We start from the raw sequence: 23,312 nt of genomic DNA on the forward strand, positions 1-23,312 counted from the left end.
CCTATCAGCGCTTCTTGCCGGTACGCCGGCGACGGACGATGAGCTTGTCGCTTTCCTTGTTGGGGCGACGCGTGCGGCCCTCGGGCTTGCCCCAGGGGCTCACCGGGTGGCGGCCGCCGGACGTCTTGCCCTCGCCGCCGCCGTGCGGGTGGTCGACGGGGTTCATGACGACACCGCGGACGGTCGGGCGCTTGCCCTTCCAGCGCATGCGGCCGGCCTTGCCCCAGTTGATGTTCGACTGCTCGGCATTGCCGACCTCGCCGATCGTCGCGCGGCAGCGCACGTCCACGTTGCGGATCTCGCCCGAGGGCATCCGCAGCTGGGCGTAGGGGCCGAACTTCGCGACGAGCTGCACGGAGGCGCCCGCCGAGCGGCCGATCTTCGCGCCGCCGCCCGGACGCAGCTCGACTGCGTGGATGACGGTGCCGACCGGGATGTTGCGCAGCGCCAGGTTGTTGCCCGGCTTGATGTCCGCGTCGATGCCGGCCTCGATCCGATCGCCCTGCTTGAGGCGGTTCGGGGCGATGATGTAGCGCTTCTCGCCGTCCACGTAGTGGAGCAGCGCGATGCGCGCGGTGCGGTTGGGGTCGTATTCGATCTCCGCGACCTTGGCGGGCACGCCGTCCTTGTCATGGCGACGGAAGTCGATGACGCGGTACTGGCGCTTGTGCCCGCCGCCCTGGTGGCGGGTGGTGACACGACCATTGCTGTTGCGGCCGCCCTTCTTGGGCAGCGGGCGCAGAAGCGACTTCTCCGGCGTAGACCGGGTCACTTCGACAAAGTCGGCAACGGACGAGCCGCGACGGCCCGGCGTTGTCGGCTTGTGCTTACGGATTCCCATGAGTCCTGATCCTTCTCTACCGAGGTGTATCGCTTAGAGCGATCCGCCGAAGATGTCGATCGATCCTTCGCTCAGGGCGACAATGGCACGCTTGGTGTCATTGCGCTTGCCCCAGCCGGAGCGGGTGCGGCGGCGCTTGCCCTGACGGTTCAGGGTATTCACCGAGGCGACCTTCACGCCGAAGATGGATTCGATTGCGTACTTGATCTCGGACTTGTTCGACCGGGGATCGACGAGGAACGTGTACTTGCCCTCGTCCATGAGCCCGTAGGTCTTCTCCGAGACGACCGGCGCGATGATGATGTCGCGCGGGTCCTTGATCGTCACGCTGCTCACTTGGCGTCCTCCTCGCTGCTCGAGCGTGCTGCGCCCGCTGCGGCCGAATCGAGGAACGAGTCCAGCGCGGCCTGGGTGAACACGATGTCATCGGCCATCAGCACGTCGTACGTGTTGAGCTGGCCCGGGGTGAGCACGTGCACCTTCGGCAGGTTGCGAACGCTGCGGTAGGTGAGCTCGTCCGCCGCATCCACGACGACGAGCTTGTTGGCGCGGTCCGAGAGCTTGCCCAGCGCGAGGCGGGCCTGCTTGGTGGACGGCGCATCGCCCTCGATGAGGCCGGACACGACGAACACCTGGTCGAGGCGGGCGCGGTCCGAGAGCGCGCCGCGCAGCGCGGCCGCCTTCATCTTCTTGGGCGTCCGCTGCGAGTAGTCGCGCGGCACGGGGCCGTGCACGATGCCGCCGCCGGCGTACTGCGGCGCGCGGATCGAGCCCTGGCGGGCGTTGCCGGTGCCCTTCTGGCGGTACGGCTTCTTGCCGCCGCCGCGGACCTCGGCGCGGGTCTTGGTCTTGTGCGTGCCCTGGCGCGCTGCTGCCAGCTGCGCCACGACGACCTGGTGGATGAGCGGCATGTTCGCCTCCACGCCGAAGACCTCGGCGGGAAGGGACGCGGTGCCGGACTTCTTGCCAGCGGCGTCGAGCACGTCGATCGTCTTGGTCTCAGTCATTGTGCTCATGCTCCCTTCGCAGCGGAGCGGACGAGGACGACGGCGCCCTTGGGGCCGGGGACGGCGCCCTTGACGAGCAGCAGGCCGTTGTCCGCATCGACTGCGTGAACGGTGAGGTTCTGCGTGGTGTGGCGCACGTTGCCCATGCGGCCCGCCATGCGCATGCCCTTGAACACGCGGCTGGGAGTCGACGCTCCGCCGATCGAGCCGGGCTTGCGGTGGTTGCGGTGCTGGCCGTGCGAGGCGCCGACGCCCTTGAAGCCGTGGCGCTTCATGACGCCCGCGGTGCCCTTGCCCTTGGTGTTGGCGGTCACGTCGACCTTCACACCGGGCTCGAAGACCTCGGTCCCGAGCTCCTGGCCGAGCGAGTAGTCCGCGGCGTCCGCGGTCCGCAGCTCGGCGAGGTGGCGGCGCGGCGCGACGCCGGCCTTCTCGAAGTGTCCGGTGAGCGGCTTGTTGACCTTGCGCGGGTCGATCTCGCCGTAGGCGATCTGGACCGCGGGGTAGCCGTCGGTGTCTGCGCTGCGCACCTGCGTGACGACGTTCTGGCCCGTCTTGATGACGGTGACCGGCACGAGGACGTTGTTCTCGTCCCACACCTGGGTCATGCCGAGCTTGGTGCCCAGCAGGCCCTTGACGCTGCGCGTGGTGGGGAGCGGCTTGGAACGGGTGTTTGCCATGGCTCCCCCTTACAGCTTGATCTCGATGTTGACGTCGTCGGCGAGGTCGAGGCGCATGAGCGAGTCAACGGCCTTCGGCGTCGGGTCGACGATGTCGATGAGCCGCTTGTGCGTGCGCATTTCGAAGTGCTCGCGGCTGTCCTTGTACTTGTGCGGCGACCGGATGACGCAGTACACGTTCTTCTCGGTCGGCAGCGGCACGGGGCCCACCACCGTAGCGCCCGCGCGGGTCACAGTGTCCACGATCTTGCGTGCTGCACTGTCGATCACCGCGTGGTCGTACGACTTGAGCCGGATGCGGATCTTCTGTCCCGCCATGGCGTCGTATCTCTTTCCGTTGATCTTCCCGGCCATCAACCGCGGTCCTGTGCGGATCGCGCGGTCTGCGCCGGCTGAGCTGACCGACCCCCGAGGTCGGGCGTGTCGTCCGTGTCTTCCGACAGAACTCCGCGCTTCTTCATTGGCTGCCCGGTACATCGAAACCGCTGTGCGCAGATTCTTTCCGGAGGCTTTCGGACCGTTCGCGGCGAGGCCGCTGTGCAGGGGTCATCGTCCGAAATGCAACCTGACCATCTTGGCACGGACTGCGCGGGCCGCGCAAATCCGCGGGCCGAAAGCACCTGCGCCCGGGCGTGTCGCACGGCGTGTCGGGGCCTGCGGTGGCACAGCTCACATCTCGAGCGACTGCCATGTGAGCTTTGCCACCGCAGGCCCGAGGGGGCGGGACCGGCGCTCCGGTCCCGCCCCCTCGGACGTGCGCGCCACGGGCGCGCGGACGGCCTACTCCTTGCCGCCGACGACCGAGGCGCCCTCGGCCTGCGCCCGCTCGAGCGCGCGCTGGCGCATCTGCTCCGAGCGCTCGGCCAGGCGCCGGGCGTTGGCGGGGTCCCGGGTGAGGTTGTCCCCCGTCTTCGGGTCGAAGACCATGACGTTGGCCGGGTCGAACCACAGCGACATGTCATCGCCCTCGCGCACGAGCGAGCCCGGCTCGAGCGCCGCGACGATCTGCGTGCGCAGCGACTCGCCGTCGAGGTCGCGGTCGAGCTCCTCGAGTGCCTCGCGGACCTCCGCATCGGCCTCGAACGGCAGGTAGACGTAGAGCTCGTGGCCCAGCCACTCGGTGACGTCGACCTTGGCGGTGAACTCGGCCCCGCGCGCCTGGTCCTCCGGCTCGACGAGCTCCCAGTCGCGGAAGTGCTCGGGCCGGATGCCAGCGATGAGCAGCTCCGGCGCACCGTCGAACGCCCGGGCACGGCCCTCCGGGAGGGAGAACGAGCCGAACGGGGAGTGCAGGGCGCCGTCGCGGTTCTGGACGGGCAGGAAGTTCATGGGCGGGGATCCGATGAAGCCCGCGACGAAGAGGTTGACGGGCTCGTCGTAGAGCTCCTTGGGGCTCGCGTACTGCTGGAGCACCCCGCGCTTGAGGACCGCGACCTTGTCGCCCAGCGTCATCGCCTCGGTCTGGTCGTGGGTGACGTAGACCGTGGTGGTCCCCAGCGTGCGCTGCATGCGCGAGATCTCCGTGCGCATCTGCCCGCGCAGCTTCGCGTCGAGGTTCGACAGCGGCTCGTCGAACAGGAACGCCTTCGCGTCGCGCACGATCGCCCGGCCCATGGCCACGCGCTGGCGCTGGCCGCCGGAGAGGTTGGCAGGCTTGCGCTGCAGGTGCTCGCCGAGCTCGAGCATCTGCGCCGCCTGGTTGACCCGGCGGTCGATCTCCTGGTCCGAGAACTGCCCCTTGGCCAGGCGCAGCGGGAACGCGATGTTCTCGTAGACCGTCAGGTGGGGGTAGAGCGCGTAGTTCTGGAACACCATGGACAGCCCGCGCTCGCGGGGGGCGACGTCGTTGACCCGCTTGCCGTCGATGCTCAGGCTGCCGTCGCTGATGTCCTCGAGGCCCACGATCATTCGCAGCAGCGTCGATTTGCCCGAACCCGAGGGGCCCACGAGGATGACGAATTCGCCGTCGGCGATCGTCAGGCTCACGTCGTTGACGGCCGGGAAGCCGTCACCGTACTTCTTGACGATGTGCTCCAGGACGATCTCAGACATGCTCGGCTCCTTCGGGGCGGCGCGGCGCTGGGCGCGCGGTGGGGCGGTGTGCGTGGGGGCGGGGTGCGGACGTCATCCCTTGACGGCTCCGGAGGTGAGGCCGCTGACGATCTGGCGCTGGAAGAGCAGCACGATGATGATGACGGGGATCGTCACGACGATCGCGGCCGCGGCGATGGCGCCGGCGGGCTCCTCGAACTGGCTGGCGCCGGTGAAGAACGACAGCGCGGCCGGCACCGGGCGGGCCGCCGAGGTGGAGGTCAGCGAGATGCCGTAGAGGAAGTCGTTCCAGGCGATGAAGAACGCGATGATCGCGGTGGTGAACACGCCGGGCGAGGCCAGCGGCACGATGACCTTCCGGAACGCCTGGAACGGCGTCGCCCCGTCCACCTGCGCGGCCTGCTCGAGCTCCCACGGGATCTGCCGGAAGAAGGCCGCGAGGGTCCAGATCGAGATGGGCAGCGTGAGCGACAGATACGGGATGATGAGGCCCAGCCACGTGTCGTAGAGGCCGATCTTCGACCACACGTTGAACAGCGGTGTGACGAGCGAGATGACGGGGAAGATCGACACGCCCAGCGCCATCGTGAGGATGAGGCTCTTGCCGGGGAAGTCCAGCCGCGCCACCGCGTAGGCGGTCAGCGTCGCGAGCACCACGGCCACCAGGGTGGAGATGAGGCAGATGCCGATCGAGTTGATGAGCGCGGGGATGAACAGGTCGTGCGCGTCCCCGGTGAAGATGAGCTGGTAGTTCTCCCACGAGATGTTCGTGGGCCAGAAGTGCCGGTTGGCGATGTCGCTGGCGGACTTCATCGACAGCGACACGATCCACACGATGGGGAAGAGCGCGTACACCGCGATGAGGAGGCCGACGATCACCCAGAGGATCGTCTTCTTCGGATTCGCTTTCATATCAGTCTCCCCGCACCTGGCCGAGATCGACCTTGAAGCCCTTGATGAAGATGAAGCAGATGATCGCCACGCACAGGAAGAGCATGACCGACAGCGCGGAGCCCATGCCCACCTGCAGCTGCGAGATCGACTGGTCGTAGGCGAGGAACGACACCGTCGCCGTGTCCTGCGCACCGGAGGTCATGACGAAGACCGAGTCGAAGACGCGGAACGCGTCGAGCGTGCGGAACAGCAGCGCCACGAGGATCGCGGCCTTCATGTTGGGCAGGATGACCTTCGTCATCCGCTGCCACCAGCTGGCGCCGTCGACCGTGGCCGCCTCGAGCATGTCGCCCGGGATCTGGGCGAGGCCGGAGAGCAGCAGCAGCGAGATGAACGGCGTGGTCTTCCAGATCTCCGCGAGGCAGATGACGACGATCGAGGAGCCGAAGTGGCCGAACCAGTCGAAGTCGCTGTTGCCCGTCCACGTGCCCACGAAGCCGGTGGGCAGGTCGAACGCGTACTTCCAGGCGAAGGCGGAGACCACGGTGATGATGCCGTAGGGGATGAGGATGACGGTGCGCACCCAGGGCCGCACCGAGCGGATCGCGTTGATCATCACGAGCGCGAGCGCGAAGCCCAGCACGAGCTCGACCGCGACCGTGATGACGGTGATGAGCACCGTGACGCCCAGGGTCTGCCACCACTGCGGGTCGCTGAGGATGACGATGTAGTTGTGGCCCCAGTTGAACGACCGGTTGTCCGGATCCGTCATCCGGTAGTTGAACAGGGAGAAGTAGATGGCCTGCACGATGGGATAGGCCGTGACCGCCAGGAGGATGATGACCGCCGGGGCGGAGAGCATCCAGCCGAGCTTGGCCTCGGACTTCGCGCGATCGGTCGCACTCACAGCAGCCGCTCCCCTCTCAGCACCTCATAGATGTAGTTCGCCGCGTCCGCCGGCGTCGAGTCGGGGCTGACGTCCTGCGGCGGATGCCAGGTCTTCTGCACGCCGCCGGTGACCTCGTTGTAGTACGGCGTCGTGGGGCGGGCCTTGGCCATCGCCAGCGACTGCTTGATCGTCGCGGCCGCGGGCAGCTCCTCGCGGATCCGGGAGTCGTCGAACGCGGCCAGCAGCGAGGGCGCGTTGCCGTCGGTGAGGAAGTACTCGATCTGGTTGTCCTTCGACCGGATGCACTTGACCGCCTCGAAGGACTCGGCCTGGTGCTCGCCGAACGCCCCGACGCCCAGCTCGATCCCGCCGAACGGCGGCGCGGAGGCGCGGTCGGCGTCGACGCGGGGGTAGAGCGCCCAGCCCACGTCGTCGAGCACGGACTTGTCGAGCGTGCCCTCCTCCGCGCCCTTCTTCATCGCCGCGTAGACGAACGGCCAGTTGACCATGAACCCGCCGTCGTCGCCCTGGAAGCCGAGCATCGTGTTGTTCTCGTCGAGGTTGGAGAACGTGGGGCCGGCCAGGCCCTCCTTGCCGATGGTGCCCACGACCTCCGCGGCCTTCTTGCCCGCCTCGGAGTCGAGGCCGAGCTTGACGTCCTCGGGGCGCTCGACGTCCGGGTTCTCCACGATGTGGCCGCCGCCGGACTCCACGAGCGCGTTGACCCAGACCGTCAGCGATTCGGCGCGGATGCCCTGGGCGCCCAGCAGCCTGTCCGACTTCTGCGCGGCCGCGATCACCTGGTCCCACGTCACGGGGTTCGACATGTCGAGGCCCGCCTCCTTGGCCACCGACTTGCGGTACCACAGCAGCTGCGTGTTGGCCCAGAACGGGGCCGCCACCAGCTGGTCCTGGCGCGTCGAGGAGTCGACGGAGGCCTCGTTGACGCCCTCGGTGAACTCCTGCTCGTACCGCGCGGGCACCGGGGCGAGGTAGTCGGCCTGCGCCATCTCCGCGACGAAGACGGGGTCGAGGCTCATGATGTCGATGGAGGAGTCGTGCGAGGCGAGGCGGCGGATGAGCTGCTCGCGCTGGCCCGGGGCGTCGCTGGGCAGCAGGCTCGTCTTGATCCGATACTTCCCGCCCGAGGCGTCCGTGCACTTCTGCGCGATCGTCTCCTGGCCCCCGTCATCGGGGTTGATGTACCACGTGAGCGTGGGGGGTGCCGGTGTCGGAGCCGCAGCCGGCCAGCGACAGCGCGGCGACGGCGGTCACCGCCGCCGTCAGCCGGGTCGCCAGGCGGCGCAGCCGCCGTCGACCGCGCGAGGTTGTGAGCGTCATTGCCGTCGTACCACCAGTTCCGCCGTTCGAATCGTGGTGACAGACTACCCCTGTTCCCACGCTCTTCTGCGCAACCGCCAAGAATTCTCAGAGGTTGGGCGTTCGGGCTGGTGGCGCCGCGGATTCGGCCGCTGGCTCGGGCGGGCGGTGCGCTCAGTCCGCGGCCGCCCACACGGCCGCGTCGGCCGGCAGCAGCGTGCCCCGCAGCGCCTCGGGCGAGGATGCCGCGAGCACCGCGCGCGGTGCGATCTCCCGGGCGCGCGCGGAGAGGTTCGCCAGCACCTCGGTGGTCCCCTCCGGCGAGTCGAGGACGTAGTGGATGAGCCCGCCTGCCGGATCGTGCTCGGCGCCCGGGCGCAGCCGCGCCCGCCCCATCCCGCGGGCCCGCCGCACGTGCAGCAGGGTCCGGTAGAGGTGCAGCGCCGAGCCGGGCCGGGCCTCCTGCCGGTCCACGGCCAGCGCCGCGAACTCCGCGGGCTGCGGCAGCCACGGCGCGGCGTCGCCCGGCCGCCCGGGTCCGAACCCCAGGCCGGGGGCCTGGGAGTCCCACGGCAGCGGGATGCGGGCGCCGTCCCGGCCGAGGTCCGCGCCGGCCGTCCGGAAGTACGCGGGGTCCTGGCGCAGCTCGTCGGCGAGCACGGTGTGCTCCGTGAGGGCCAGCTCGTCGCCCTGGTAGAGGTAGGCGGAGCCCGGCAGGGCGAGCTCGATCATCGCAGCGACGATCGCGCGGCGGCGCCCGAGGCCGTGGTCCGGCTGCGGGTCCCCCGCGCCGATCCCCCGCTGCTGCGCCGGGGCCTGGGCCAGGCCGAAGCGCGCCGAGTGGCGCACCGTGTCGTGGTTCGACAGCACCCAGGTCGCGGGCGCGCCGACGCTGCGCGCCGCCTCGAGCGTGGCCCGCACCGAGGCGTCGATCGCCGCCGCGTCGTAGCCGGCCACGAGGAAGCCGAAGTTGAAGGCCTGGTGCATCTCCCCCGGCCGGACGTACCGGAACAGGCGCTCGACCGGCTCGACCCACGCCTCGGCGACGAGCATCCGCTGCCCCGGGTACTGGGCGAGCACCGCGTTCCACTCCCGGTAGATCGCGTGGACGCCCTCCTGGTCGAAATACGGGGCCGCGGCCATCGGATCGTGGCCGGCCGGCTCGTCGTCTGCCCCGGAGACCATGTGGACGGTCCCGGCGTGGTCGGGCAGCCCCTCGGCCTTGACGAGGCCGTGGGCCACATCGACGCGGAACCCGTCCGCGCCGCGGTCGAGCCAGTAGCGCAGGACAGCAGCGAATTCGGCGTGGACCTCCGGGCTGTCCCAGTTGAGGTCCGGCTGGGAGGAGTCGAAGAGGTGGAGGTACCACTGCCCCGGCCGCCCGGCGGCATCCGCGGTCCGCGTCCACGCCCCGCCGCCGAACACGGAGGACCAGTTGTTGGGCGGCAGCTCGCCGTGCGCGCCCCGGCCGTCCGCGAAGTGATAGCGCGCCCGCTCCGGCGAACCGGGCTGCGCGGCCAGCGCCGCGCGGAACCAGGCGTGCTCATCCGAGGTGTGGTTGGGCACGAGGTCGACGATGACGCGCAGGCCGAGCGCGTGGGCCCGGGAGATGAGCGCCTCGGCATCGGCAAGCGTGCCGAACATCGGATCGACGCTGCGGTAGTCGGCGACGTCGTAGCCCGCGTCGCGCTGGGGCGAGCGGTAGAACGGCGAGAGCCACACGGCGTCCACGCCCAGGCCGGCCAGGTAGTCCAACCGCGCGGTGATCCCCGGCAGGTCGCCCATCCCGTCGCCGTCGGAGTCGGCGAACGAGCGGGGGTAGATCTGGTAGATGACGGCGTCGGCCCACCAGGGGGCCTGCGACTCGCTCAACGGCGGGGATCCCTTCAACGTGCGGACGGGTGCCGCGCGCGGGACGGGCCCCGCCGCGCGCGCCCCAGGCTATCAGCGGCCCCGCCGGGCTGGCGCGCCTGCCCGGGTGCCCCTCGGCGGCTGCGGGCCGCGAAGGCGCGGCGCGCCTGCCCTGGACATGCGAACGGGCCCCGGCAGGACGAATCCTGCCGGGGCCCGCAGCACCGCAGGCGCGCGGATCAGCCGAAGATCATCACTCGATGATCTTGGTGACGCGGCCGGCGCCGACCGTGCGGCCGCCCTCGCGGATGGCGAAGCGCAGGCCGTCCTCCATGGCGATCGGCTGGATCAGCTCGACCGACATGTCGGTGTTGTCGCCGGGCATGACCATCTCGGTGCCCTCGGGCAGCGTGATGACGCCGGTGACGTCGGTCGTCCGGAAGTAGAACTGCGGACGGTAGTTCGAGTAGAACGGGTTGTGACGGCCGCCCTCGTCCTTGGACAGGATGTAGACCTGGCCCTCGAACTTGGTGTGCGGGGTGATCGAACCCGGCTTCACGATGACCTGGCCGCGCTCCACGTCGTCGCGCTTGGTGCCGCGCAGCAGGAGGCCCACGTTCTCACCGGCGCGCGCGTCGGGGAGGGTCTTGCGGAACATCTCGATGGCCGTGACGGTGGTCTTCGAGGAGTGCGGCTTGATGCCGACGATCTCGATTTCCTCGTTCGGCAGCAGCACGCCGCGCTCCACGCGACCGGTCACGACGGTGCCGCGGCCGGTGATGGTGAAGACGTCCTCGACGGGCATGAGGAACGGCTTGTCGATGTCGCGCTCGGGCTCCGGGACGTACTCGTCCACGGCGTCCATGAGGTCCTCGACGGACTTGACCCACTCGGGGTCGCCCTCGAGGGCCTTGAGCGCCGAGACCTTGACGACGGGCGCGTTGTCGCCGTCGAACTCCTGGTCGCTTAGCAGCTCGCGGACCTCCATCTCGACGAGATCGAGGAGCTCCTCGTCCTCCACCATGTCGGCCTTGTTCAGGGCGACGACGATGTAGGGCACGCCCACCTGGCGGGCGAGCAGCACGTGCTCGCGCGTCTGCGGCATGGGGCCGTCGGTGGCGGCGACCACGAGGATCGCGCCGTCCATCTGGGCCGCGCCGGTGATCATGTTCTTGATGTAGTCGGCGTGACCGGGAGCGTCGACGTGCGCGTAGTGGCGCTTCTCGGTCTGGTACTCAACGTGGGACACGTTGATGGTGATGCCGCGCTGCTTTTCTTCGGGCGCGTTGTCGACCTGATCGAAGGCCTTGGCCTCGTTCAGATCCGGGTACTTGTCAGCCAGAACCTTGGTGATTGCCGCGGTCAGAGTCGTCTTACCGTGGTCAACGTGACCAATGGTACCGATGTTGACGTGCGGCTTAGTCCTGTCGAAACTAGCCTTTGCCACTGGGTTCCTCCTCGTGGTTGGTGCGGCTCATGTGGTCCATGCGCCGCGCCTTTCCTTATTGATGCTGCCGCGGGGCGTGTGCCCCGCGGCAAACGGGGAGATTACTCTCCGCCGCGGGTCTTCTGGATGATCTCGTCGGCGACTGCCTTCGGGACCTCCGAGTAGCTCTGGAACTGCATCGAGTACACGGCGCGGCCCTGCGTCTTGGAACGCAGGTCGCCGATGTAGCCGAACATCTCCGAGAGCGGAACAAGGGCGCGGATGACCTTCACACCGGAAGCGTCCTCCATCGACTGCATCTGCCCGCGCCGCGAGTTGAGGTCGCCGATCACGTCGCCCATGTACTCCTCGGGCGTGCGGACCTCCACCTCCATGAGCGGCTCGAGCAGCACCGGGTTCGCCTTGCGCGCGGCCTCCTTGAAGACCATCGAGCCGGCGATCTTGAACGCCATCTCCGAGGAGTCGACGTCGTGGTACGCGCCGTCGACCAGGGTGGCCTTGACGCCCACCATCGGGTAGCCCGCGAGGACGCCCACCTGCATCGCATCCTGGATGCCGGCGTCCACGCTCGGGATGTACTCGCGCGGGACGCGGCCGCCGGTGATCGCGTTGTCGAACTCGTAGATGGTGTCGCCTTCGACCTCGAGGGGCTCGATGGTGACCTGCACCTTCGCGAACTGGCCGGATCCGCCGGTCTGCTTCTTGTGGGTGTAGTCCTGCTTCTCCACCTTGCGGCGGATGGTCTCACGGTAGGCCACCTGCGGCTTGCCGACGTTGGCCTCGACCTTGAACTCGCGGCGCATGCGGTCCACGAGGATGTCGAGGTGCAGCTCGCCCATGCCGCGGATGACCGTCTGACCGGTCTCCTCGTCGAGCTCGACCTGGTAGGTCGGGTCCTCCTTGACGAACTTCTGGATGGCCGCCGACAGCTTCTCCTGGTCGCCCTTCGTCTTGGGCTCGATGGCCACGGAGATGACGGGCTCGGGGAACGTCATCGACTCGAGGGCGATCGGGTTGGCCGGGTCGCACAGCGTGTCGCCGGTCGTCGTGTCCTTGAGGCCGATGAACGCGTAGATGTGGCCCGCGAAGGCCTCATCCACCGGGTTCTCCTTGTTGGAGTGCATCTGGAAGAGCTTGCCGACGCGCTCCTTCTTGCCGCTCGTGGCGTTGAGCACCTGGTCGCCGGTCTTGACGTGGCCCGAGTACACGCGCACATAGGTGAGCGTGCCGAAGAACGGGTGGGTCGCGACCTTGAACGCGAGCGCGGAGAACGGCTCCGTAGTCGAGGGCTCGCGCGTGAGCTCGATCTCCTCGTCCTTGGTGTCGTGGCCGATCATGGGCGGCACGTCCAGCGGCGACGGCAGGTAGTCGATGACCGCGTTGAGCATGGGCTGGACGCCCTTGTTCTTGTACGCGGAGCCCGCGAAGACGGGGTAGGCCTGCGAGGTCACGGTGAGCTCGCGGATGCCCTTCTTCAGCTGCTCGACGGTGAGGTCGCTCTCCTCGAGGTAGGCCTCCATGAGCTCCTCGGAGCTCTCGGCGACGTCCTCGACGAGCTTGCTGCGGTACTCCTCGACCTTGTCGGCCAGCTCGTCCGGGATCGGCACCTCGACCTGGTACTGGCCGCGGGCCTCGTCGCCGGCCTTCGCGTTGAACTCGGGGACGTCCACGGGGAACGTGTCCGGCCACTCGTAGGCCTTCATCTCAACGAGGTCGACGACGCCGCGGAACTCGCTTTCGGAGCCGATCGGCACCTGCATGACGAGCGGCTTCGCGCCCAGGCGGTCGATGATCGTCTGCACGGTGAAGAAGAAGTCGGCGCCCAGCTTGTCCATCTTGTTGACGAAGCAGATGCGGGGCACGTCGTACTTGTCGGCCTGGCGCCAGACGGTCTCCGACTGGGGCTCGACGCCCTCCTTGCCGTCGAACACCGCGACGGCGCCGTCGAGGACGCGCAGCGAGCGCTCGACCTCGACCGTGAAGTCGACGTGGCCCGGGGTGTCGATGATGTTGATCTGGTTATCGCCCCAGTAGCAGGTCGTCGCGGCGGACGTGATGGTGATGCCGCGCTCCTGCTCCTGCTCCATCCAGTCCATCGTCGAGGCGCCGTCGTGCGTCTCGCCGATCTTGTAGTTCACACCGGTGTAGAACAGGATGCGCTCGGTGGTGGTTGTCTTGCCGGCATCGATGTGGGCCATGATGCCGATGTTGCGAACCTTGTTGAGGTCGCTGAGCACTGCGAGTGCCACGGTGTCTCTCTCTCGTGTGAAGTGATGCCCGCGGTCCGGCCGCGGCGGGCTGCCGCGGCCGGACCGTGGATATTACCAGCGGTAGTGAGCGAATGCCTTGTTGGATTCGGCCATCTTGTGGGTGTCCTCGCGGCGCTTGACCGCGGCACCCAGGCCGTTCGAGGCGTCGAGGATCTCGTTCTGGAGGCGCTCGGTCATCGTCTTCTCACGGCGCTGGCGCGAGTAGCCGACCAGCCAGCGCAGGGCCAGCGTCGTCGCGCGGCCCGGGCGCACCTCGATCGGCACCTGGTAGGTGGCGCCGCCGACGCGGCGGGAGCGGACCTCCAGCGACGGGCGGATGTTGTCGAGCGCCTTCTTGAGCAGCTGGACCGGGTCCGAGTTGCCCTTCTCGCGCACGCCCTCGAGCGCGCCGTAGACGATGCGCTCGGCGGTGGAGCGCTTCCCGTCGAGCAGGATCTTGTTGATCAGCTGCGTGACGACGGGCGAGTTGTACACCGGGTCGATGACGACCGGGCGCTTCGGTGCGGGTCCCTTGCGCGGCATTACTTCTTCTCCCTCTTGGCTCCGTAGCGGCTGCGGGCCTGCTGGCGGCCCTTCACGCCCTGCGTGTCGAGCGAGCCGCGGACGATCTTGTAGCGCACGCCCGGCAGGTCCTTCACGCGGCCGCCGCGCACGAGCACGATCGAGTGCTCCTGCAGGTTGTGGCCCTCGCCCGGAATGTAGGCCGTGACCTCGATCTGCGAGGACAGCTTGACGCGGGCGACCTTGCGCAGCGCCGAGTTCGGCTTCTTGGGAGTGGTGGTGTAGACGCGGGTGCAGACGCCGCGGCGCTGCGGGCTGCCGTTGAGGGCAGGCGTCGCATTCTTCGCGGCCTTCGAATGCCGTCCCTTGCGGACGAGCTGCTGGATAGTGGGCACTTAAGAGTTCTCCATTGCTTCTCGATGTTCCTAAGCTTCCCGCCGTCGGCCGGGGCCGAGCGGCGGGGAGCATGTCCCCTCCGACTGGGTGAAGCTGCCTTCCCAATCGCAGCATTCGCACGGGCTCCCCGCACCCGAGGTCGGGTGTGTCGGAAGGAGCGAACTCCTGCCGACGCGGAGCTCCGCGCGGTCGGCGTGCGCACGGGGCGATTCGCCCATCGGGCTTCGCGGCACCGGGCCGATCGCTCGATTGCGCGCACGCGGACATGGCTGATGTCAATCAGTCATCGTCCAGCGTAGACGGGGATCGGCGCGCGGTCAAAATGCTCGGGGCACGGTGCGCGCCGCGCCGGGCTCGTCCGCGCCCGGTCCGCATCGGGTGCGCATCCGGTCCGCGGTCGGCCGCGGGGGCGCAGCCTCTGGGTGCTCGAACGTCGGAGTGGCGGCCCCTATTCCCGGCCCGTCGGCGCCTGCCCGTGCCTGCTGTGCCCGTCCGGAGGCGCGGGCGGGCCCGGGCGCTCCGCGTGATCGGAGGGCCCGGGCCCCTGGGGTTCCCGCCGGCGCCGACCGGCGGGACGGCTCCCGCGTGCGGTCAGGCCACCGCGGTGCCGAGGTTCGCTGCGTCCGCGAGGTTCGCACCCGCCTGCGCCGTGGCGGTCTGAGCCGCCGAGGCGCCGGTCTGGTCGGCGCTCGCGGCGCCGTCCTGCGTACCGGAGGAGTCCTGGCCGTCAGAACCGCCCTGCGCACCCGTGCCGCTCTGGCTGCTGGACGAGTCGTCCCCGCTCGAGGAATCCTGGCCGCCGGGAGCGCCGGGCACCTGCTGGCCGCCGGCGGCACCGGAGCCCGCCCCGGAGTCGGCGCCGGTGCCGGAGTCGGCGCCGCCCTGGGCATCCGTCCCCGAGCCGTCCTGGGAACCGGAGCCGTCCTGGGAGCCGCCGGGCATCCCGCCCTGGCCGCCGCCCGGCATTCCACCGCCGCGGCCGCCGGGGCCCTGCCGACTGAAGCCGGAGTCCGCGCCGCTCGCGTGGCCGGCCGCCGCGCCGATCGCACCGCCCGCCGCCCCGCCCACGACGAAGAGCGCGGCTCCGGCCGCAATGGCCGGGAGCATGGGGACGGTGCGCTTGCGCTTGGGCCGACCCTGGGCCGGCAGCCCGGCCGCACCGTAGGGGCCGGGCTGGCCGTATGGGCCGGGCTCCCCGGGGGCACCGGCCGCGCCGTACCCACCGGTCGCGCCGAACCCGCCGTCCTCACCGGCACCGCCCTGGGCGTAGGCGCCCTGCGGGGCGCTCCCGCTTGCAGTGCCGGGGCCCGCCGCGGCGCCGTAGCCGGCGATGCCGTCCGCGCCTGCCCCGGCCGTGTGGGCTTCGGGGCCGCCGGACGTGCCGCGGCCGCGCTGCTCACCGTAGGCAGCACCCGAGGCGCCGTGCGCGAGGCGGCCGGCTCCCCCGTCCCCGCCGAACTCTCCCGCGTCTGCAGGCGCGGAACCGCTGGGGGCGCCGGAGGCCGCCGAGGCGAACCCGCCCGCGCCTTCCCCGTGACCCGTGCCTTCCCCATTGCCCGTGCGTGGCCCGTAGCCCGCGCCTTCCCAGTCGCGAGCGGTGCCCGCGGCCGGCTGCGCGCGGGTGGGCGCCTCGTCCGCGGTGGGCTGCACCCGCGTGGGCTCTTCGCGGTGGCCGTCGAAGTAGGGCTGTGCGTCGTCGTATCGGTTGTTCGAGTCGCTCACTGTCGTCTCCTCGTGTGCGTCGGTTCCTCGTGTGGGACCCACTCTGGACGCGCAACCTAGAGCACCGGGCAGGCGGAGCTATGCCGCGGCTGTGAAGCGGAGCGCGAAGACGGTGCCGCGGTCCTCCCCCGCGTCGCGCGAGACCACGGAGATGTCGCCGCCCATGGCGCCCATGAGCGCCTTGGCGATCGCCAGGCCGAGGCCGCTCGAACCGCCCGCTGCCTGCGCGCTGCTCGAGCGGGCGCGGTCGGCGCCCGCGCGCACGAACCGGTCGAAGACCCGGTCGACGATCTCCGGGGCGATCCCCGGCCCGTCATCGGCGATCCGCACCACGGCCCACGGGCCCTCGTAGGCCGCGCTGGCCGTCACGGTGGTGCCGGGAGGGGTGTGCACGCGGGCATTGGCGACCACGTTGGCGATGACCTGCACCGCCCGGGCCGGCACCGCCATCCCCATGACCGGCTCGGCCGGCAGGTCGAGGGCGAACTGGTGCTCGCGGGCCGTGACGTGCGCATCGTCGACGATCTCGAGGAGCAGGGCGGAGAGGTCCACGGGCTCTGGCTCGACGGGCTCGCGCCCCGCGTCGAGGCGGGCCAGCAGCAGCAGGTCGTCGACGAGGCCGGTCATCCGCACGGCCCCCGCGTCGATGCGCTCGAGGGCCTGCGCCACCTGGGGCGGGGAGTCCGGGCGCAGCGGCTTCGTGAGGTCCGCGTAGCCGCGGATCGTCGCGAGCGGCGTGCGCAGCTCGTGCGAGGCATCGGCGACGAACCGGCGGACCTGGAGCTCGCTGTCGTAGCGCGCCTGGAGGGCCGCGTCGACGTGGTCGAGCATGTGGTTGACCGCCGAGCCCACGTCGCCCACCTCGGTGCCGGGCTGCGAGAGGTCATCCGGCACGCGGGTGCGCAGCGCGGACTCGCCCTGCTCGAGTTCGAGGCGCGAGACCTCGGCGGCGGTCTGCGCCACCCGGCGCAGGGGCAGCAGGGCCCGGGAGATGAGCAGCCCGGCGAGCACCGCCGCGGCGGCCACGCCGATGACGACGACGAGCGCGGTGCGCCACAGCGTGGCGCCCATGGCCGCGTTGACGCCCGTCTGGGGGATCCCGTAGACGACGCGCATGCCGGAGGCCTCGACCGCCACCACGCGGTAGTCGCCCAGGCCCGCCAGGCGCACCGTGCGCGGCTCGCCGTCCGGGGAGACGCCGATGAGCCCCCGCAGGGTCTGCGCGTCGAGGGACTCGGAGGCGCCGCGGCCGGCGCGGGCGATCTGGCCCTGCACCGTGCTGCCGTCCGTCACCGCGGCGATCGTGCCGTCGCCCTGGCCGGGCAGCGACAGGAAGCGCAGGGGGTCCTGGAACGGGTGGCGGCCGGCGTCGCCGCCGCGGGGCGAGGCCTGGGCGCGCGCGGACAGCTGCTCGAGCTGGCCGTCGAGGTCGTCCATGAGCGAGCCGCGCACGGCGAGCACCGCCGCGGCGCCGATGCCCACGCCGATGACGGCGAGGATGGCGACGGTGGTGATGATGAGCCGGGCGCGCAGCGTCACGCGTCGGCGCGGCCGCGCGGGCGCCTGCGCGGCCACCCCCGGCTCAGTCATCCGCGGCGCGGAGCATGTAGCCGGCGCCCCGCTTGGTGGTGAGCAGCGCCGGGCGGTCGGGGAACGGCGCGTCGATCTTCTTGCGCAGATAGGAGATGTAGAGCTCGACGATGTTGCCGTTGCCCCCGAAGTCGTAGTCCCACACGCGGTCGAGGATCTGGGACTTCGACAGCACCACGCGCGGATTGCGCATGAAGAGCAGCAGCACCTCGTACTCGCGGGCCGTGAGCTCGATCGGCGTGCCGCCGCGGGCCACGTCGTGGCTGTCCTCGTCCAGGGTGAGGTCGCCCACCGTGAGCACCGAGGTCTTCTCTGGCACCGGCGCCGAGCCGCGGCGCAGGCGCGCCGCCACCCGGGCGATGACCTCGTCGAGGTTGAACGGCTTCGTCACGTAGTCGTCCCCGCCCAGCCGCAGGCCGGTGAGGCGGTCGTCGACGCCGTCGCGCGCGGAGAGGAACACGACGGGGGTGTCGATGCCCTCGGCGCGCAGCTTCTCGAGCACCGCGAAGCCGTCGAGGTCGGGCAGCATGACGTCGAGGATGATCGCATCGAACGCCTCCGCGCGCGCCTCGCGCACGGCCTCGCGGCCCGTGCCCACCGCGGTGGGCTGCCATCCCTGCACCGTGCAGGCCATCGCGAGCAGCTCGGCGAGGTTGGCCTCGTCGTCGACGACGAGGATCCGCATGGGGGTGCCGTCCGGGTGCTCGAGGTTGGCGCTCATGGGCTCATTATCCACGGTCGCCGCGGCCGCCGCCCGCCCGCCGCTCACGACTGCGCTCCCGCGCTCAGGTCGTAGACGACGGTGCCGTCGACGGTGGTGGAGGAGAAGTTCGCCGCCACCCAGTCGGCGATCTGGCCCGCGGCCGAATCGTCGGACGCCATGGACTGCCCCGCGATGTAGTAGTGGATCTCGCCCTCCGCCACGTACTGCTGGAACTGCGCGAGCGTGGGCGCTGGATCGGTGCCGTTGAACCCGCCGATCGCCATGACCGGCGAGCGCGCAGCCAGTTGGTAGCCGGCCGCGCTGTTCGCACCGGTCGTCGCCGCGATCCACGTGTAGTCGCCGCTGTTCGCCGACAGGTGGGCCGTGAGCTCCGCGCTGGGCTCGGAGCCGCTCAGCAGCCCGCCCACGCCGCCGGGTCCGCCCTGGGAGCGGCCGCCCTGGGATGCCTGGCCCCCCTTCGCGGTCTGACCGCCCTGGGAGTTTTGGCCGCCCTGGGAGTTCTGGCCGCCCTGCGAGGTCTGGCCGGGTGGTGTGCCCGTCCGGCCGCCGCCGCCCTGTCCGCCCCCGCCGCCGGGGCCGCCGCCCATGCCGCCCGTGCCCGCCACGGAGACGAGCGAGCCGGTCGCGGCCGAGCCGATCGTATTGGCGGTCAGCACCGCGGGCGCGGCCAGCCCCGTCAGGAGCGCTGCGGCGAGCGCTCCGGCTGCCAGCGTGCGCCGCAGCCGCGGGCCGGCCAGGCTCGCGACGATGAGCGCGAGCGCCCCGGCGACGCCCACGATGAGGACGCCCCAGCGCAGCCACTCCGGCACACCCGAGACATCCGCCAGGAGCCAGAACTGCCAGCCGCCGGTGATCGCGAGGACCGCGGCGAGCGCGGGCAGCGTCCACACGCGGCGGCGGGCCAGGAGGGCGGGCGCGCCGATGGCGATGACCGCGGCGATCGCGGGCACGAGCGCCACCGTGTAGTAGCAGTGCACGATGCCGCTCATGTAGCTCAGCGTCAGCCACGTCACGACCAGCCAACCGCCCCACGCTAAGAGCGCAGCGCGCAGCTGGGGATCGCCCGCGGCGCGCGGCAGCCGCGGGGCAGCGGCCCGCTCCGGTCGCGCCTCGGCTGCCCGCCCACGGCCGGTGACGTGCTCGGCGGGCGGGGTGTGGGCCGGGGCCGGGGAACGGCCCGGCAGCGCCGGGCGGGTCCGCCGCGCGGCGCGGTCCTGCAGGCCGGCGACCGCGAGGAGGACGAGGAGTGCGAGGGCCGCGGGCAGCAGCCAGGCGATCTGCGTGGCGTACTCACCGGTGAGGAGCCGGGCGATGCCCGTCGTGCCCCAGCCGCCGCCCATGCCCCCGCCCACGGAGCCCTCCTCGTCGCCCGTGAGCCGCCCCAGGCCGTTGTAGCCGAAGGTGAGCTCGAGGAAGGAGTTCGTCTGCGAACCGCCGACGTAGGGGCGCAGGGAGGCCGGCAGCAGCTCGACGAGCGCGATCCACCAGCCGGCGGAGACGATGAGGCCTGCGAGCGGCCAGCCCAGGCTCGCGATACGGCGGCGCAGCGGCAGGCGCGCCGCGACGAGCCATGCGGCGACGAGCCCCGGCGCGATGAGCAGCACCTGGAGCTGCTTGGTGAGGAACCCCAGGCCCAGCGCCACGCCGGCGAGCACGAGCCAGAGGGCCGGTGTGCCCAGCGCCCGGCGCACGAGAGGTGCGCGCCGCGAACCGGCCGCGCGCAGCTCGGGGTTCGCGGGCTCGGCACGTGCGGACTCGGCGCGTGCGGAGTCGGTGCGAGCCGACTCGGCACGGCCGGCGTCGGCGCGTGCGAGCTGGGCGCGGACCGCCTGCTGGGTGGCGAGCACGGCCGCGGCCATGAGCGCCACGAGCAGGGCATCCGGGTTGTTGAAGCGGAACATGAGCGCCGCGACGGGGCTGAGGGCGAAGATGAGCCCCGCGCCCAGCGCTGCCCAGCGCGCGGGCGCGGTGCCGGCCCTGGCCTCGAGCGCCACCCGCACCGAGCGGGCGAGCATGAGCACGGTCAGCCCGGCGAGGATGACCTGCGGCGCGAGGATCTGCACACTGCCCAGCCCGAACAGCCGGACGCTGAGCTCCATGAGCCACAGCGCGGCCGGTGGCTTGTCGACGGTGATGGCGTTCGCGGCGTCCGACGAGCCGAAGAGGAACGCCTCCCAGCTCTGGCTGCCGGCCTGGACCGCAGCGGAGTAGAACGCGTTGGCCCACCCGTTCGCCGCCAGGTTGAGGAGGTACGCGCCGACCGTGCCGAGGGCCAGCACTGCGAGCGCAATGCCGTACCAGCGGGTGGCGAGGAAGCCCGCGGCGCGGGAGCGGTACGGGACAAGCCTGCCACCCGGGGTGCGGGCGGGGGCCGCGTGATCGTTCTTCATCTGCAGCATCTCAGGCCTCCCGGTCCTGTGCGCCCGGTCCCGTCGCCGTGCGCCCATCCGCGCCCGAGGCGCCGGCCTGGCGGGCGCGGACCTGTGCCTCGGCCTCGCGGCTGGGATCGGCGAGCGCGGCGCGCACGCGGGCCAGGACGCTGCCGCGCCGCCGGCCCGGGCGGACGGCATCGGCGAAGACCCACAGCCGCTGCAGCGCGAAGCGGACGACCGTGGCCAGCACGTTTGCGCCGGTGACGGCGACGAGTACCCAGATCGTAGGCTGCCCCGCGGTCAGTGCGATGGCCGCGGAGGTCAGCGCCCAGCACAGGGCGAACACCGCGAGCCCCTTGATGTGGTGGCCCAGGGTGTTGCGCGGGTTCTGCGCCCCGAACGAGTAGCGGCGGTTGAGCGCGGTGTTGAGGATCGCCGAGCCCAGCAGCGCCGTGAGATTCGCGGCCCCCAGCGGCATGAGGTGGCCGAGGACCAGGAAGCCCAGCGAGTAGACGACCGTGCAGAGGATGCCGACGTCGACGAAGTGGAGGAGCTGGGTGCCCGTGTTCGGCACGGCGGGCGGGCGCCCCACGAGGGCCGCGATCCGCTCGAGCGGGACCGTGTTGCGGCGCAGCTCGCGGCGCATCCGCCACATCCCGTGCAGGTCGTCGAGGGCCGTGCGGACCACGTCGACGGAGGAATCCGGGTCATCGGTCCAGTCGGCGGCGAATTCGTGGATGCGCAGGCCCGACCACTGCGCGAGCGTGAGGACCTCCGTGTCGAAGAACCAGCCCGTGTCCTCCACATGGGGCAGGACGGCATCCGCGGCGCGCCGCGACATCGCCTTGAACCCGCACTGCGCGTCCGAGTAGTTGACGTCGAGGAACCCGCGCAGCAGGCGGTTGTAGCAGCGCGAGATGATCTCCCGCTTGGCCCCGCGCTCCACCCGGGCGTCGCGGCGCAGGCGCGAGGCGATGGCCACGTCGCTGTGCCCGCTCGCGAGGACCGCGATCATGGGATCGAGCAGGCGGACATCCGTGGCGAGGTCGACGTCCGTGTACGCGACGACGTCCGCGCTCGAATCGGACCACACCTGCTTGAGCGCCCGGCCGCGCCCCTTGAGCCCCAGGCGCACCCAGCGCACCCGCTCGCGGCTGGTGGCGAGGTGGGAGGCCAGGACGGGGGTGTCGTCCGTGCTCGCGTTGTCCGCGATGACGATGGTCACCGCGTGGGGTGAGTGCGCGGTCGCGGCGAGGAGCCGGTCGACACTGGCGACGAGCTGGGCCTCCTCGTTGAAGACCGGCACCACGAGGTCGACGGTGGTCGCGGTCCGGGGCGCGCCCGGGGCCGGATCCTGTGCCGGACCGGGCCGCCGTGCCGGTGCGCCCGCCCATCGTGGGCCGGAGGTGTCGCCGCGTGCCGCGGGATCCCGCGCCGCGCCGCTCGTGGGGGCGGCATCCGGCGCATCGAAATCGGGCTGCTGGCGTTCGAGGTGGGTATCGCGCGTCGTCTTCATGCCGCTCAGTACAGTCCGGTGGCTTAGGGCGGCTGTGGGGCGCAGCTATGCCGGGGCTGTGAGTGGGCGGCCGGCGGCGCGGGGATGCTGGGCGGGAGCGCAGTGCGGTCCATCCCCGCAGCCGGGTGGGCACGGTGGCACCGGCACGCGGAGCCGGGCCTTCGTAGGATGGGACCATGGCGACTGAGAATCCCGATTCCCCCGGCACCGCCGCAGCGCGCGAGCCGGATACTCCGGCCGGCGGCAGCGCGGCAGAGCCCGAGCGCGCCGGGCAGGGCGACTCCGCGACCGAGCGCTCCCAGCAGGACGGTGCCGTGCCCGAGCCCACCGAGCGGGGCGATGCCGAACCCGAGCGCGCCGAGCGAGGCGATGCTGAACCCGAGCGCGCCGTAGGGGGCGACCCTGCGCCCGCCGGTGACGCGGCGGCGCGGCGGGTGCGCGCCTCGGACGCGGACCGCGACGCGGTGCTCGCCGTGCTGGGACAGGCCCACGCGCACGGCCGGCTGGACGCCGGGGAGTTCGACGAGCGCCAGTCCGCGGTGCTGGGGGCGAGGTTCGTCCACGAGCTCATCGCCCCCATCGACGACGTGCCCGAGGGCGATGGCCTCGCCGCGGACATGCGCGCCACCGTGGGGCTCCCCGCGGCTCAGGGCCCTGCGGTTCCGGGCACTGCGATTCAGGGCGCTGCAGCTCAGGGCACCGCGCCCCGCGGCGCAGCGACGGGCGCACCGGCGGTGCAGGGGCCCGGTACCGTGCAGGGCCGCGCGGGCGCGGGAGCGCACTCCACCTCGGTCGCCGTGCTGTCGGGCTCCACCACCCACGTGCCGGAGGGCGAGACCAGCCGGCGCGCCTATGCGGTCATGGCCGGAGACGACATCTACCTGGCCGAAGCCATGGGCCCCGGTGTCGAGTACGTCCTCGACTGCTACGCCCTCATGGCCGGCCACGACATCTACGTGCCCCCGGGCGTGCGGATCATCGACCGGACGGTCAACATCCTGGCCGGCAGCGACGTCCACCCGGAGGCCAAGGGCGATGGCTCCAACGGCACGCTCGTGCTCAAGGGCGTGAGCATCATGGCGGGCCACGACATCCGCCTCGACGAGGCCGCCGCACTGCCGCCGGCCCGGTCCTAGGCCCTCCCCCGGCGCTCAGCCCGACCCGGCCGCATGGGGCCCGCGGCCCGCGCTCAGCACGTATGCTCGCAGGAGGCACCCGCCGTGGCCCAACCGCCCGCGCA

20 protein-coding genes are annotated in these 23,312 nt (G+C 71.3%); 1 reads left to right on the plus strand and 19 read right to left on the minus strand.

The genetic code is table 11. The features are described 5' to 3' along the window. Window positions 1-4: 4 nt before the first annotated feature. The 19 genes from rplB to GSY69_RS00350 all read right to left on the minus strand — a co-directional run bounded on the left by rplB (window position 5) and on the right by GSY69_RS00350 (window position 22,072). Window positions 5-841: a 50S ribosomal protein L2 gene (gene rplB / locus GSY69_RS00260; RefSeq protein ID WP_160951919.1), complete on the minus strand. Its 837-nt coding sequence runs from the start codon at window positions 839-841 to the stop codon at window positions 5-7. Between the two features lie 33 nt (window positions 842-874). Beyond that, entirely contained in the window at window positions 875-1,177 is a 303-nt protein-coding gene (rplW, locus tag GSY69_RS00265) for a 50S ribosomal protein L23 (RefSeq protein ID WP_160951920.1), read from the minus strand. Continuing rightward, a complete protein-coding gene (gene rplD / locus GSY69_RS00270; RefSeq protein ID WP_160951921.1) occupies window positions 1,174-1,848 on the minus strand; it encodes a 50S ribosomal protein L4 in 675 nt (224 codons plus the stop codon). Before rplD ends, rplW begins: the two co-directional genes overlap by 4 nt. A 5-nt stretch (window positions 1,849-1,853) precedes the next feature. After that, window positions 1,854-2,528, minus strand: a complete 675-nt coding sequence (gene rplC / locus GSY69_RS00275; RefSeq protein ID WP_160951922.1) for a 50S ribosomal protein L3 — start codon at window positions 2,526-2,528, stop codon at window positions 1,854-1,856. A gap of 9 nt (window positions 2,529-2,537) precedes the next feature. Beyond that, window positions 2,538-2,846 carry a 30S ribosomal protein S10 gene (gene rpsJ / locus GSY69_RS00280; RefSeq protein WP_009379191.1) on the minus strand — a complete coding sequence of 103 codons (309 nt, stop codon included), beginning with the start codon at window positions 2,844-2,846 and terminating at the stop codon, window positions 2,538-2,540. A gap of 462 nt (window positions 2,847-3,308) precedes the next feature. After that, the gene (locus GSY69_RS00285; protein WP_160951923.1) at window positions 3,309-4,580 is read right to left on the minus strand and encodes an ABC transporter ATP-binding protein; all 1,272 of its coding nucleotides are present in this window, start codon (window positions 4,578-4,580) and stop codon (window positions 3,309-3,311) included. Window positions 4,581-4,652: 72 nt separating this feature from the next. Next, window positions 4,653-5,492, minus strand: coding sequence for a carbohydrate ABC transporter permease (locus tag GSY69_RS00290; protein ID WP_160951924.1), 840 nt, complete (start codon window positions 5,490-5,492; stop codon window positions 4,653-4,655). A 1-nt stretch (window position 5,493) separates the two neighbouring features. Further along, complete coding sequence (locus GSY69_RS00295) at window positions 5,494-6,336, minus strand: carbohydrate ABC transporter permease (RefSeq protein WP_160951964.1); 843 nt, start codon at window positions 6,334-6,336, stop codon at window positions 5,494-5,496. Window positions 6,337-6,377: 41 nt separating this feature from the next. After that, complete coding sequence (locus tag GSY69_RS00300; RefSeq protein WP_328698700.1) at window positions 6,378-7,565, minus strand: extracellular solute-binding protein; 1,188 nt, start codon at window positions 7,563-7,565, stop codon at window positions 6,378-6,380. Window positions 7,566-7,857: 292 nt separating this feature from the next. Continuing rightward, on the minus strand, window positions 7,858-9,555 hold the full coding sequence (locus GSY69_RS00305) for a glycoside hydrolase family 13 protein (protein ID WP_235936166.1): 1,698 nt from the start codon (window positions 9,553-9,555) through the stop codon (window positions 7,858-7,860). A gap of 232 nt (window positions 9,556-9,787) precedes the next feature. After that, entirely contained in the window at window positions 9,788-10,981 is a 1,194-nt protein-coding gene (gene tuf, locus GSY69_RS00310; RefSeq protein ID WP_160951925.1) for an elongation factor Tu, read from the minus strand. A gap of 101 nt (window positions 10,982-11,082) precedes the next feature. Continuing rightward, window positions 11,083-13,230, minus strand: coding sequence for an elongation factor G (gene fusA, locus GSY69_RS00315; RefSeq protein ID WP_160951926.1), 2,148 nt, complete (start codon window positions 13,228-13,230; stop codon window positions 11,083-11,085). A gap of 72 nt (window positions 13,231-13,302) precedes the next feature. Next, the gene (rpsG, locus tag GSY69_RS00320) at window positions 13,303-13,773 is read right to left on the minus strand and encodes a 30S ribosomal protein S7 (protein ID WP_160951927.1); all 471 of its coding nucleotides are present in this window, start codon (window positions 13,771-13,773) and stop codon (window positions 13,303-13,305) included. Then, a complete protein-coding gene (gene rpsL, locus GSY69_RS00325; protein ID WP_160951928.1) occupies window positions 13,773-14,147 on the minus strand; it encodes a 30S ribosomal protein S12 in 375 nt (124 codons plus the stop codon). Before rpsL ends, rpsG begins: the two co-directional genes overlap by 1 nt. 592 nt (window positions 14,148-14,739) lie before the next feature. Next, window positions 14,740-15,870 carry a hypothetical protein gene (locus GSY69_RS00330; RefSeq protein ID WP_160951929.1) on the minus strand — a complete coding sequence of 377 codons (1,131 nt, stop codon included), beginning with the start codon at window positions 15,868-15,870 and terminating at the stop codon, window positions 14,740-14,742. A gap of 78 nt (window positions 15,871-15,948) precedes the next feature. After that, window positions 15,949-17,460 (minus strand): sensor histidine kinase, encoded by a 1,512-nt coding sequence (locus tag GSY69_RS00335; RefSeq protein ID WP_160951930.1) that lies wholly within the window; start codon window positions 17,458-17,460, stop codon window positions 15,949-15,951. Then, window positions 17,453-18,181, minus strand: coding sequence for a response regulator transcription factor (locus GSY69_RS00340; RefSeq protein ID WP_160951931.1), 729 nt, complete (start codon window positions 18,179-18,181; stop codon window positions 17,453-17,455). The genes GSY69_RS00335 and GSY69_RS00340 overlap by 8 nt, the downstream gene beginning before the upstream one ends. Before the next feature lie 44 nt (window positions 18,182-18,225). After that, window positions 18,226-20,574, minus strand: a complete 2,349-nt coding sequence (locus tag GSY69_RS14320; RefSeq protein WP_160951932.1) for an ArnT family glycosyltransferase — start codon at window positions 20,572-20,574, stop codon at window positions 18,226-18,228. Between the two features lie 10 nt (window positions 20,575-20,584). After that, window positions 20,585-22,072 carry a glycosyltransferase gene (locus tag GSY69_RS00350; RefSeq protein WP_160951933.1) on the minus strand — a complete coding sequence of 496 codons (1,488 nt, stop codon included), beginning with the start codon at window positions 22,070-22,072 and terminating at the stop codon, window positions 20,585-20,587. A gap of 176 nt (window positions 22,073-22,248) precedes the next feature. Between GSY69_RS00350 and GSY69_RS00355 the strand changes: the two genes are divergently transcribed. Then, window positions 22,249-23,208 carry a DUF1707 SHOCT-like domain-containing protein gene (locus GSY69_RS00355; RefSeq protein ID WP_160951934.1) on the plus strand — a complete coding sequence of 320 codons (960 nt, stop codon included), beginning with the start codon at window positions 22,249-22,251 and terminating at the stop codon, window positions 23,206-23,208. Window positions 23,209-23,312: the final 104 nt, after the last annotated feature.

This window comes from Brevibacterium rongguiense (assembly GCF_009857845.1).
Taxonomy (GTDB): domain Bacteria; phylum Actinomycetota; class Actinomycetes; order Actinomycetales; family Brevibacteriaceae; genus Brevibacterium; species Brevibacterium rongguiense.